The organism is Cellulomonas sp. KH9 (assembly GCF_900114185.1).
Lineage (GTDB): Bacteria > Actinomycetota > Actinomycetes > Actinomycetales > Cellulomonadaceae > Cellulomonas.
On record NZ_FOSE01000003.1, the window covers coordinates 109,823 to 120,999 of the forward strand.

At 73.4% G+C, this 11,177-nt stretch carries 13 protein-coding genes; 4 read left to right on the plus strand and 9 right to left on the minus strand.

Translation table 11 applies throughout. The features are described 5' to 3' along the window. Positions 1-21: 21 nt before the first annotated feature. Together BMZ16_RS10455 and BMZ16_RS10460 are read right to left on the minus strand one after the other, a co-directional pair. Positions 22-1,215 (minus strand): NucA/NucB deoxyribonuclease domain-containing protein, encoded by a 1,194-nt coding sequence (locus BMZ16_RS10455; protein ID WP_089800248.1) that lies wholly within the window; start codon positions 1,213-1,215, stop codon positions 22-24. Between the two features lie 494 nt (positions 1,216-1,709). Continuing rightward, the gene (locus BMZ16_RS10460; RefSeq protein ID WP_089800249.1) at positions 1,710-1,958 is read right to left on the minus strand and encodes a hypothetical protein; all 249 of its coding nucleotides are present in this window, start codon (positions 1,956-1,958) and stop codon (positions 1,710-1,712) included. Between the two features lie 263 nt (positions 1,959-2,221). Between BMZ16_RS10460 and BMZ16_RS10465 the strand changes: the two genes are divergently transcribed. Beyond that, complete coding sequence (locus BMZ16_RS10465; RefSeq protein WP_089800251.1) at positions 2,222-2,698, plus strand: fibronectin type III domain-containing protein; 477 nt, start codon at positions 2,222-2,224, stop codon at positions 2,696-2,698. Positions 2,699-2,944: 246 nt separating this feature from the next. Here BMZ16_RS10465 and BMZ16_RS10470 read toward each other — a convergent pair whose 3' ends face one another. The 6 genes from BMZ16_RS10470 to BMZ16_RS10495 form a co-directional block, all read right to left on the minus strand. Then, positions 2,945-3,211, minus strand: coding sequence for a type II toxin-antitoxin system RelE family toxin (locus BMZ16_RS10470; RefSeq protein WP_089800253.1), 267 nt, complete (start codon positions 3,209-3,211; stop codon positions 2,945-2,947). Continuing rightward, positions 3,208-3,480: a type II toxin-antitoxin system Phd/YefM family antitoxin gene (locus BMZ16_RS10475; protein WP_089801006.1), complete on the minus strand. Its 273-nt coding sequence runs from the start codon at positions 3,478-3,480 to the stop codon at positions 3,208-3,210. Before BMZ16_RS10475 ends, BMZ16_RS10470 begins: the two co-directional genes overlap by 4 nt. 96 nt (positions 3,481-3,576) lie before the next feature. Then, positions 3,577-3,768 (minus strand): hypothetical protein, encoded by a 192-nt coding sequence (locus BMZ16_RS10480; protein ID WP_143082796.1) that lies wholly within the window; start codon positions 3,766-3,768, stop codon positions 3,577-3,579. Between the two features lie 918 nt (positions 3,769-4,686). After that, entirely contained in the window at positions 4,687-5,214 is a 528-nt protein-coding gene (locus BMZ16_RS10485; protein WP_143082797.1) for a hypothetical protein, read from the minus strand. A gap of 120 nt (positions 5,215-5,334) precedes the next feature. Beyond that, entirely contained in the window at positions 5,335-5,664 is a 330-nt protein-coding gene (locus tag BMZ16_RS10490) for a hypothetical protein (RefSeq protein ID WP_143082798.1), read from the minus strand. Positions 5,665-5,684: 20 nt separating this feature from the next. Then, positions 5,685-6,455, minus strand: coding sequence for a lysoplasmalogenase (locus BMZ16_RS10495; protein WP_089800261.1), 771 nt, complete (start codon positions 6,453-6,455; stop codon positions 5,685-5,687). A gap of 183 nt (positions 6,456-6,638) precedes the next feature. On the opposite strand from BMZ16_RS10495, the gene BMZ16_RS10500 reads away from it, so the two are divergent. Then, entirely contained in the window at positions 6,639-8,507 is a 1,869-nt protein-coding gene (locus tag BMZ16_RS10500) for a hypothetical protein (protein ID WP_089800263.1), read from the plus strand. A gap of 52 nt (positions 8,508-8,559) precedes the next feature. Here the strand turns inward: BMZ16_RS10500 and BMZ16_RS10505 are convergent, their stop codons facing one another. Continuing rightward, positions 8,560-9,525 carry an EamA family transporter gene (locus BMZ16_RS10505; RefSeq protein WP_089800265.1) on the minus strand — a complete coding sequence of 322 codons (966 nt, stop codon included), beginning with the start codon at positions 9,523-9,525 and terminating at the stop codon, positions 8,560-8,562. A gap of 72 nt (positions 9,526-9,597) precedes the next feature. On the opposite strand from BMZ16_RS10505, the gene BMZ16_RS10510 reads away from it, so the two are divergent. Continuing rightward, a complete protein-coding gene (locus BMZ16_RS10510; RefSeq protein ID WP_089800267.1) occupies positions 9,598-10,503 on the plus strand; it encodes a LysR family transcriptional regulator in 906 nt (301 codons plus the stop codon). 104 nt (positions 10,504-10,607) lie between these two features. After that, entirely contained in the window at positions 10,608-11,156 is a 549-nt protein-coding gene (locus BMZ16_RS10515; protein ID WP_089800269.1) for a GNAT family N-acetyltransferase, read from the plus strand. The last annotated feature ends 21 nt before the right edge of the window (positions 11,157-11,177 follow it).

The window sequence follows — 11,177 nt, forward strand, 5'->3', positions numbered from 1 at the left end:
TGTCGTGCTGCCTCGGGCAGCTCAGGCAGCGGGAACCACCCAGAACTCGTCACCGTGCGCCACATCGCATCCAGGGGCGCCGTAGAACATCCCGAGCTTGCGGCCCTGCTCTCGGTTCTGCTGCCAGTCCAGGGTGCGAAGACTGACCGGCGGGCTGGCCGCGCCCCCGCCCTGCTGCGTGGATGCGAACGGGAACTCGTCGCAGTCCCGGACGCAGTCGAGCCTGTCCTGGCACGACGGGTGGTCCGTCAGCCACTCGCGCGAGTGCGGCGGCGCCTCCCGGTTCAGGGAGAGCCAGTCGGGGTTGCCCAGCAGGGCGTCCAGGTCGTGCTGCGTCGGCTGCGGCACGTCCGCACGCCCCGACAAGAAGATCGGCGTCTGCCCCGTGCATCGCGCCATCGCGTCCTTGCCCGCGTTCGCCGCGAGCTTCAGGCATTGCTCGACGACGACGATCTTCTCCTCGTCGCTCAGCTGCGGGGCGTTGACACGGTCGGCCTTGCGAACGATCTCCCAGATGTTGTCCGGCAATGTCGGCGGCAGCGGCCGCGGCGGCCCGTCCGGGTCCGTCGGCGGAACGGGCGGTGCCGGCGGGCTCGACCCGTCCCGGATGAGGTCCAGGGCCAGTTGCTGCAACGCGATTCGCCCACCGGAGCGCAGCATCGTCGCTAGCAGCGCACGCCATGTCACGGTGCCTCCTGCTAGGGCCGTCTCGCACGCCAACGCGTGGTCCGGCACCGTCGAACGCGCGTAGTGCGTCCCGGGGGACAGGACTGACATCTCGCAGACCATCCTCTGCGTCACCGTGCCGGCAGCGAACGCCCGGGCCAACCTGTCCGCGTCGATCGCGTCGCCCACGTCCAGGACCACCGCGCCGGCTGCCGCCGGCAACGCGACCGGCTGCGGGAGCGAGGCTCGCACCGACCCCGGCCCGACCCCGTTGACCGGTGCCAGCAGCGAGTACGTGTACTCGGTGGCACCCGCGCGGGTGTCCTGCGCCGTCGCGCGCCACGACCGCCCACCGTCCTCCACGACGATCTCGGTGTACGTCCCACCCGTGGGGCGCCACCCCCACCCGGCCAGCGCGGCGACCGTCAGCCCGTCGAAACGGTCGTCGTTGTCGAACATCGACCACGACTGCACCGCGGAGACCAGATTGCGCAGGCTGGACTGCGTCGCCGAGTCGTACGGCGAGGCCGCCTGCGCCGGTACAGCCACCAACCCCCAGGCAGAGCGCGGCCGCCACAACAGCGGCCAGCACCGTGCGTCGGTTCACGAGGTGCCCCATCTCGGTCCATGGCCAGCCGAACGACCGGTCCCTGACACCGAACCACTGGCCCACCCGCACCCGCTTCGGCCAGTCAGGTGAACTGTCACCGTGCACGCTGACCCCAGCGCACCGCCGCACCACACGCTGGTCGTCGCCGCGCGACGGCGCACCCGCGTCTGCTACCAGGCGGCAGCCACCCCGTTGCACGTCCCGTCGGACAAGCCCACCGACCCACAGGTCCGCCACGTGTCGGCGCGTACCGGTGGCCGCCGGCCGAACCGGACCGGAAGGGTCGTTCCGAGGACGCTCGTTCGGGCCGTTCGTGGTCGGGCGACGGGCGCGAGTCAGCGACGACGCGCTCAGGTGGCCATGCCCGGACACGACGACGAGCCCATCGGCCTGGGGCCGTGGGCTGGTCGAGGGTGCTGGGTCGTCGCCGAGGTCAGGCTGTGGTGGGTGGGCTCAGCGCCGCGGGCGGCTCGTCGTCGTCGAGGGGGATCTCCTCGTACCCCGCGATGGCGCGGTCGCGCGAGAGCAGGATGTCGTCGCTCTGGAACCCGATGCGCCTGGCCCACGTGCGGACCATGCGCAGGTTGTGGTGCACGATCGCGAAGGCGGTCATGATCGCGGTGGCGGCCAGCCCCACGAGGCGGATCCAGCCCCAGGACACGAGCTGCTCCTGGTCGAGCACCTCACGTGTCCGGACAGCCGCGTCGTGGCCCAGATCGGACGTGGTGTCACCACCCCCGTCGGCAGCTGTCGAACGGGCATCTGCGGACGCCCAGCCAGGACGCTCCCGGCGTGCGCCTGGCGTACTCGCACACATCCCTACCTCGCGATCGTCGCGTACTGCGCTGTTCGAGTGGTTCAGCCCGAAACGCCAGACCCGGCAAACCGGGCCGGTCTACCGTCCAGCGACAGTGCAGCAGCGCAGCAGCGGAGAAAGGGGGCAGCGTGCGGGCAGCAGTCAGCACCGCGCTCGCGGTGCTCGTCGTCCTCACCGTCGCAGCCTGCGGACCGGCCGGCACCGCGGACACCCCGGACACGCGCCCACCGGTCGCCGGCCCGAGGGATGACGATGAGGCGACGTTCGAGGACTACTGCGCCGTCATCCACCGGGTCTACTCGACCGAGGCCGAGCAGGCCCCCGAGGGGGTGCTCGTCTCCTGGGACGCCGCAGTGACGCCAGGCGGACCCCGCACGTACATCGTCCACCGACGCCCCGCCGGCACCACGCAGTGGCAGCGGGTCGAGGAGATCGAGCGCTCCGACGATGACTTCACCTACCTCGACACCCGCCCGGCCGAGCAGCCCGGCGTCGCCTACGAGTACTGGGTGACGGTCGTCGAGGCCGAGTGCGGCGGCGAGAGCGAGCTCTGCCCGCCGTTCGAGTGCGACCCGCCGCCAGCGGCCACACCACGCCAGGACTGACACCCCCTCCACCGCCAGCCCTCACCCGCACCGACCCAGCCGGCCCCTCGGCGTTGCGCCGGTGAAGGTGGACCTACTTGCGTCCGCTTCCGCCGCGGAGCTTGTTCACCACGAGCACGATGAGAACCGCGACCACGATGGTGCCAACGCCCAGCAGGATGTCGCCGCTATTGCCAGCAGCGACCATGATCAGTGCCCCTCCTCATGTCAGCGACCCGCCCCACAGGCCGATGCCCGCGTAGGCGGCTACGTGCGGTAGGCGTCGCGGCGATGAGCGATCGTCAGCACGGTCACGGTGACCACACGCGCGTTGATCGTGTAGATGACGCGGTACTCACCACGTCGTGCCGACCACTTGCCCTCGAGCTCGTTCCGTAGGGGCTTGCCGACGCGGAACGGCGCCTCCGCCAGCGGACCAGAGAGGAACTCGATCACCGCCGCGGCCACCGCCGGAGGCAACCCGCCGGCCAGGGCGCGCCGCGCCGGAGGAGCGAGCTGGACCTCGTACCTCACGCGTTCGCAGCGCGGGCCCGCAAGACGTCTGCCAGCGGGGTGACGTCACCGCGGGCGACTGCGGCGTCAGCCTCTCGGACCTCGGCCATGACTGCGGCGTCCGACAGTACGGCGATCGTCTCCTCAAGGGACGCGAGGTCGTCGGGCGACATCAGGACCGCCGCCGGCTCGCCGTTGCGGGTGATGGTCACGCGCTCGTGCGTGTCGTGGACGGAGTCGACGAAGCGAGACAGGTGTGCCTTCACGTTCGCCAACGATGTCGTCGTCATGACCCGAATCATAGTCATGAGGGTTCCGAGTGGGAAGGGGGCAGGGAGGCGCCGGTCGAAGGCGCCCGGCCGAACCGACCCCTCCGAGCGAACCCCCTACGCGGGATCGGCCAGCAGCGCTGGAAGGGTCCCGAGCGCGTCGCGGGCACTCAGTCCGGTGCCGCGCAGCCGCGCGTACGCCGTTGCTGTCGCGGTGCCCTGGTCGCCGAGCCACGTGTCGTTGGCGGCCAGCAGGTGAGCGGTGTCGATGGTGGTGTGCGAGCGTCCCAGCGGACCGCTGGCCGACATCGCGTGAACCTCGTCCGTGCCCGAGGGCACCATGACGATCGCGAACGGCCCACGTGAACCAGCGGCGCGCGGCGCATGTCGTCTCGCGGGTCGGCGGCCAGCTCGTCGAGCTCGGCCAGGCAGCGGGGGGCGCGCTCGGGGTCCCATTCGTGAAGCAGGCGCGCGACCAGGGGACGCCCGGCCAGCACGCTGTGGGTGCGCGCACCCTCAGCTCGTCGAGGGGCGAGCACCTCGAGCAACTGACGCGCGATGGGCCCGGCGAGCCGGTCCGGTCCGCCCAGTGCTGCGTCGAGGTAGGACGTCGGTGGCTGACCGGGGTCCGGCGCCGGGACGCACCGCACGGCGCCGCCGACGTGCACCGCCAGTGCGCCGTCGAACATGGTGTGCATGAACCGGTCCCGCAGCGGATCGTCGTCCGGGGCCGGGCCGTCGTTTGCGGTGGCGACTGCGTCGCGCAAAGCCCGGTCGGCAGCGGCGCGATCGGGGCAATCCACCGACGACTACGCCCGGTACGTCGACATTTTGACGGCATGGGGAGCACCGCACGGGCTGAGCGCGTCCGAGGTCGAGGAGCGCATCTTCGGACTCATCCCGCCACGACGACGCCGGACGCCGCGCCCTCGCACACCGCAGTGACCACGCGGCTCGACGACAGGGGCGACATGGTTGAGATCCGCGAGCGGACGCTCCAGGGTCTGCGCGACGCGGGCCTGGCGGGGTTCGCGCCATTTGCTCGGCTGCCCGATGCGCACGTGCCGACACACCCTGGTGTGTATGTCGTCGTTCGGGACTCGTCGGAGCCCGCCGTGTTCCTCGAGTCGAGCGTGGCGGGATGGTTCAAGGCCAAGAACCCGTCGGTCGAGCTCAACCGCCTTTTGGCCCGGACGGCGTCCCTTCCGACGCCTGTGCGACCAGCTCTCACCTGCCGCGTGGGGTCGCGCGGTTCTCGTCCAGCAGCTCCCGCACCACGACGCCGATGCCGATGGGGTCCCGGTAGAGCGCGGTCGACACGAGCGCCCGTCCCGGGCCGATCCGCCGGCTCCAGGAGCCTCCGGCGCCGATGACGAGCACGTCGACGTGCGCCCTGAGCCGGTGGGTTCCGAGCCAGTCGGAGATCCACATCAAGTGGTCCGCGGGGCCGCAGGTGACGTGCTCCTCCTCCCAACGTCGCGCTTCCTCGTCGACCTCCGACGCCAACGCGGCGAGACCCGGGTCGAACGGCCTCAGCGGCGTCAGCGGGGCCCGGGTGAGGAGCGCAGCCCACCACTTGTCCCAGGCCGTGTCCGGGACCCCGCTCGTCGGCCGCGCGACGACCGGCGGGTCGAGTGCAGGTACGGACGCGGCGGACGCGAGGGCGAAGCGGTCGCGCACGAAGAGCGCACGGGTGAGCTCCGACCCGTCGCCGATCCTCACGTGCGGCGCCGGCCCCGTTGCCGAGTCGTACATCGCGTCCCCCTGCTGTCGGTGACCGGTGCCCCTCACTTGTACAGCACGGCGTCCCTCGGCACGCCGGGTCGACCGACGGTGGTCCACCGCTTGCGGGTCGTCGTCGGGTGGTCGAGGCGATCAGGACGGGTGACGTCCATGCGGCACTGATCGCGCGGTCCGGACCCGTCGACGCACCGGAGCGCCCGTCGCAGTGGTGCGCGACCCCTCCCCGTGGCCGAACCGGCGCGGCCAGAACGCGGGCAGCGACCAGGCGTCCTCCACGACGAGCCGGACGGCGTCGTGCTCCTGGGCCTCGTGCCGGCCGTCGGGCTGACGGACCGGGTTCCCCTGCCGTGCGCCGAGCCAGGTGCCGTGCTCGTCCTGGCCGAGCTGCTCGACCGGCCGGCTGAACCGCTCCGCGCAGGTCCCGTCGACCAGGGAGACCTTCTCCTTCGACATCCTCAGCACGGCGCCAGTCTGTCGGCCCTTCACTGGTTGGGTAGCCCGGCCCGGGTGTCTCCACCGGATCGGTGCGGCGCCCCTTCGCCTTGCGGGACGTGCGCCGGCTCTCCCCTCTGCTCCGGCGCACGACGCTCGGCAGCGTCGACGCGCAGCACCGCCGCGGCGAGCAGCCCCTGCCCCACGGTGTACGTCAGCATCACCCAGAACCCCTGACCCGCGAGGTCCCACGACGGGACGAACGCCTCGAGCGCGATGAGCGCGTCGCTGACCAGGAAGATCGCACCGCCCAGCGCCGCGAGCCGCCCCAGGCCGGTCGCCAGCACGGCCATGGCGGTGAGCATCGCGCCGTAGACGCACACGGGCACCAGCAGGCTCCCCGCGTGCGGTGCGCACAGGGCCACCAGTGCCCCGAGCGCCGCGGCGTACGGCAGCAGCAGCAGCCGACGCCGGTGCACGACGGACCTGCGAACGAAGGGTGCGAACGCCACGACATAGGCCACCTGGGCCAGCAGGAAGAAACCGACCATCACGAGGAAGGAGATGTCGTCGTCGACGAGCGACGGCATCAGGTCACCGAGCCACGAGAACCCCAGCGCGACGAGCACCCAGGTCACCAGCCGGCTGCGCGGGCTGCGCGTGGCGGCCAGGACGACGGCGGCGAGCGCCGGCATCAGGGTCCACTGGCTCACGGTCGACAGGTCCTGCGCGCCCGTCGCCTCGGCGGTGAGGTGGACGAGCAGGAGCACAACGGCGACCGCGGCCCAGATGCGTGCGGGTGTGGACAGCGTGCGTCCCACGACGACCTCCTCGCCGCCGGACCGAGCGCCCGGCGACCGTCAGTGCGGGACCCCGTCGTCCCGGAGCGCCGATGTTAGCGGCGCGGACCGCCCGCATCGGGCGGCACGGCCCGGCCTGTGGCGACCCCACCCCTCCCGCTCTAGCGTGAGCAACGAGCGTGGCCGAACCTCCGAGGGGGCACCGTGGCGGGCACCGACAGCACCGACAGCACGAGCGCGCGCACGCGCCCCAAGGGCAGCCCGATGCTGATCGTCCTGATGATCATCGTGGTCCTGCCGTCGGTCCTGCTGGCCGACGCCTGGGGCGCCGGCCCGGCCGGGATCATCGGCGGGCTGACCGGCATGTTCGCGCTGGTGGCGCTGATGGGGGGGCCGCTGCGGGCGGACCTGCGCGTCGCCGCGGTGATGGGGCCGCTGCTCGTCGTGGCCGCCGCCGTGCCACGCCTCGTGGCGGAGACGTCGCGCCCGTGGGCGATGGTGCTGGTGGTGCTGCTGACCGCGGTCGCGGCGCTGCTCCCGCTGGTCGGGCCCCGCTTCGGCACGGCCGGCCTGGGCCTGGGGATGACGACGATGTTCGGCTACGGGTACGCCCCGATGGGCGGGGCCGACGACCGGCAGGTGATCGCGGCGGCCGTTGCGGGTGTCGTCGTGGCGGTCGTGCTGCGTGTCCTCATGGGGATCTCCGACCCGTCGAAGCCGACGCGGGAGCAGGTCGCCGCGGTGCTCGTCGCCGACGACCCGAGCACGGCCACCGCCACCGCGTTCGGCACCTGGCTGACCGACGGCAGGCCGCGGTGGCTCGCGCAGGCGCTCGAGGGGGCGTCGAGCTACCGGCTGGCCCTGCGCACCGCCGAGCTGGCGGACGGCGGCGGCGCGGGTGACGTGGCCGCGCTGCGGTCCCGGGCCGAGGAGCTGGCCGCACGGCTGCGCGCCAAGCCGACGCACGAGAAGCACGCCGCCTCGTCGGCCTCGTCGCGGACGTCGTCACCGGCGTCGCCGATGGCGGCGGGCCCGTCGTTCGCGCCGGCCGTCGTCGCGGTGCCCGACGCCCCGGGGGCCGCTCTCGACACCGTCGAGGAGGCGCTCCTGACGCGTGACACCACGGAGGTCCGCCTCGAGCGCGACCGGCGCCACCAGCTGCAGGACGCGGTGCTCCACCCGTCCGCCCGGCTGCGGTCCGTGCAGGTGCGGCACGCGCTGCGCACCGCGCTCGCGGTGCTGATCATGCTGCTGATCACCTCGCGCCTGCAGCGGGGCGACCCGCTGGTCTCCACCGCGCTCCTCGCGACCTTCGGCATCATGCAGGCCACGTGGAGCGACACCGCCGTCAAGACGCGGAACAAGGTCGTCGGTGTGGTCACCGGCGCGCTCACGGTCGCGGTGGTGCTGCTCGTCGTGCCGGAGCGGTTCCTCGTCCTCGTCGCCGTCGTGTCCCTGTGCCTGGGGCTCTGGTACATCGTCACGCTCCCGGCGTTGGGCAACGCGTTCATGGTGGTCGTCAGCGTCGGCTTCAACGCCGTGAACCGTGACCTCGACCCCGTCATGCTGCTGCTGCAGTACGTCGGGCTCATCGCCTGCGCGGTGCTGCTGGGCGTGGTGCTCGGGTTCGTCGTCGTCCCGGGCCTCCGGCCGCCGCCGCTGCGGCACCGTGTCCGTGCCGCCGCGGACGCCACCGCGGCGGCGCTGCGCGCGTCGAGCGGCCCCGGGTCGCAACGACCGGACGAGATCGCCCTGCTCCGCGACGCCGTGCGCCTGCAGGACGACCTGGTGCCGGACCGCGACCGGCTCGACGACCAGCAGCTCGCCGCGCTCGACACGCTGCGCACCGGGCTGCGCGACCTGACCGTCCTGGCCCAGGCGGTGCCCCTGGCGCCTGCCGAGATCGACCACGTCGTGCAGGCGCTGGACCCGGACGGGCGGGTGGCACCGGACCTGGACGACGGTGCGGCCGCCGAGGCGTCCGGTGCCGGGTCGTCGACGTTGTGGGACCTGGCGCAGCGGGCCGGGGACTCGGAGCGCGTCCTGCTGCGGACGCTGCCGGCCGGTGCCTGAGGCGGTCCACCCGGTTCCGCACGCCCACCACCCACCGCACGCGTGACCTGCCTCAGGTGCGCGACGCCGGTCTCGGGTCGAGCGGCCGCGCCGAGGCCGTCGCGGGGACCGTGGCGCCGCCGCCGGACGCCGACCGGCGTCCACGCGTGCTGCCCAGCAGCACCCCGGCGACGACCAGTGCACCGCACGCCAGCTCCGTCGGTGACGTGCGCTCGCGCAGCAGCAGCCACGAGGCGGCGATGCCGACCACGGGGACGAGCATCGAGAACGGCGCGACCGTGCTGGACGGGTGCCGGCCCATCAGGGTGGTCCACAGCCCGGACCCGACGAGCGTCGCGACGACGACGGTGAACGCCAGCCCGCCGAGCGCGAGCAGGCCCCGCGTGCTGCCGAGCCCCTGGAACGACCCGGCGATCCGCGTGGGCCCCTCGACGACGAGCGACAGCGCCAGCAGCGGCAGCGGCGGCACCACGGACATCCAGAGCATGAGCCGGACCGGCTCGGCCGGCTGCGCCTGCCCCGCGCGCCGGCTGCCCAGGTTGCCGACCGCCCAACCGAGCCCGGCGCACAGGGTCAGCAGCACCGGCAGCAGGGCCGCGCCGCCCACCTGACCGGCCCGGTACACGGCGATCCCCGCGAGCCCGGCGACCGCCAGCAGGATGCCGGCGCCCTGCCGGGCGGTGATCCGCTCGCGCAGCAGCACCCCGGCCAGCAGCACGGTGAACGGGGCCGACGACTGCAGCACCAGCGACGCCAGGCCGGTGGGCATGCCACCGGACATCGCCAGGTACAGGAACGCGAACTGCAGCACACCGAACCCGAGGCCGTACAGGGCGATCCACCGCCAGGGCGCGGTGGGCCGGGGGACCAGCAGCAGCGTCGGCACCGCGATGAGGGCGAACCGGAGCGCGACCAGGAAGAACGGGGGGAACTGCTCCAGGGACAGGTGGATGGCCGGGAAGTTCAGGCCCCAGCACACCGCGACGAGGGCGGCGAGCAGGCGGTCGCGCATCGGCATGCCCCGAGCATGGTGCCCGCGCACCGTGCACGACCATCGCAAAGTCCTGATGCGTCCCTGTAGCGTCGCTGCATGGACGCGCGCGAGCTCGAGACGCTCCGGATCGTGGGCAGCCAGGGTGGCGTCACGGCCGCCGCCCGGGTGCTGCACCTGACCCCGTCGGCCGTGTCCCAGCAGGTCGCGCAGCTGCAGCGCGAGGTGGGCGTGCCCCTGACCGAGCGCGTCGGGCGCGGGCTGCGGCTGACCCCCGCGGGGGAGGCGATGGCCGAGGCCGCGGTCGACGTCGCCGTCGCCCTCGAACGCGCGCGGGCCGTGTGCGACCGGTTCCTCGCGCAGCCGCAGGGCGTCGTGCGGGTCTCGGCGTTCCAGAGCGCCGCCCTGCTGCTGCTCCCCGCCCTGCTCACGCGCGTGGCCGCGATCGACGGGCTCACCCTCGAGTGCTCCGACGAGGACGTCGCACAGGACGACTTCGTCGCGCTGACCGACCGGATGGACGTCGTGGTCGCGCACCGTCCCGACGACGGGCTCGGCTGGCCCGGCGCCGACGCGCTGCGCGTGGTGCCGCTGCTGCGCGAGCCGCTCGACGTCGTGGTCCCGCTCGACCACCCGCTGGCGCAGCGGGCACAGGTCGGTCCGCAGGACCTGCGGGACGTGCCCTGGATCGCCGTGCGCGAGGGGTTCCCGGTGGCGGAGGTGCTCGCGGCGGTCGGTGCACGGTCCGGCGCGGTGCCGCGGATCGTGCACCGGGTGAACGACTTCCACGTCGTCGAGGCGCTCGTCGAGGCGGGTCACGGGGTGTCGCTGCTGCCCCGGTACGCGTTCGGCGGCGGCGCGCGCGTGCGCCTGGTCCCGCTCGCCGGGGTGCGGGCGGGTCGCCGGATCGACGCGCTCGTGCGGCGGGACCGTGCCGAGCGGCTGGTGGTCCGGCGCGTGCTCGACGAGCTGCGCGCTCTCGCCGGCGACCTCGGCTCCGGCTGAGCGGCCACCCGACCCGGGACCGGCGGACGTCGCGGGGCCGGTGCGGTCGCGCACCGCAGGTATGTCGTCGCAGGTCAGCGCGTCCGATGTCTAGGGTCCCCGCCATGACCGTCTCCCTGCAGCGCCTCGACCCCGTCGGCGCCGACCGCACCGCCCTCGTCGACTTCATGACGCGGAACGCCTTCCCGTTCCACGTCCGGCCCCGCCTGACGGCCGCAGACGTCGAGCACGCGATCGCCGACGGCGCGTACCGCGACGAGGACCACGACACGTACTGGGTCGAGCACCCCGACCTCGGCCGGATCGGCGTGCTGCGGCTGGAGGACCTCACGGATGCGGCGCCGCTGTTCGACCTGCGCCTGGACGCGCCTTTCCGCGGCCGGGGCCTGGGCGTCGAGGTGCTGCGCGCAGCCACCGACCACGTGTTCGGCACCATGCCGGAGGTCCACCGCTTCGAGGGGCAGACGCGCGAGGACAACATCGCGATGCGCCGGACGTTCCTGCGGTGCGGCTGGGTCAAGGAGGCGCACTACCGCGAGGGCTGGCCCGTCGAGGGTGCCGCGCCGGTCGCCTCCGTCGCCTACGCCGTCCTGCGCCGGGACTGGCAGAGCGGGACGACGACGACGTTCGTCTGGGAGGACCTCACGGTCTGACCCGCCCCGCCCGTGGCGGGC

Excerpts from the sequence above, each read along its gene's own strand:
- BMZ16_RS10475 (WP_089801006.1), bottom strand. The coding sequence starts at position 3,480 with ATGACGACGACATCGTTGGCGAACGTGAAGGCACACCTGTCTCGCTTC.
- BMZ16_RS10480 (WP_143082796.1), bottom strand. The coding sequence starts at position 3,768 with ATGTCGGCCAGCGGTCCGCTGGGACGCTCGCACACCACCATCGACACC.
- BMZ16_RS10485 (WP_143082797.1), bottom strand. The coding sequence starts at position 5,214 with ATGTACGACTCGGCAACGGGGCCGGCGCCGCACGTGAGGATCGGCGAC.
- BMZ16_RS10505 (WP_089800265.1), bottom strand. The coding sequence starts at position 9,525 with ATGCCGATGCGCGACCGCCTGCTCGCCGCCCTCGTCGCGGTGTGCTGG.
- BMZ16_RS10510 (WP_089800267.1), top strand. The coding sequence starts at position 9,598 with ATGGACGCGCGCGAGCTCGAGACGCTCCGGATCGTGGGCAGCCAGGGT.
- BMZ16_RS10515 (WP_089800269.1), top strand. The coding sequence starts at position 10,608 with ATGACCGTCTCCCTGCAGCGCCTCGACCCCGTCGGCGCCGACCGCACC.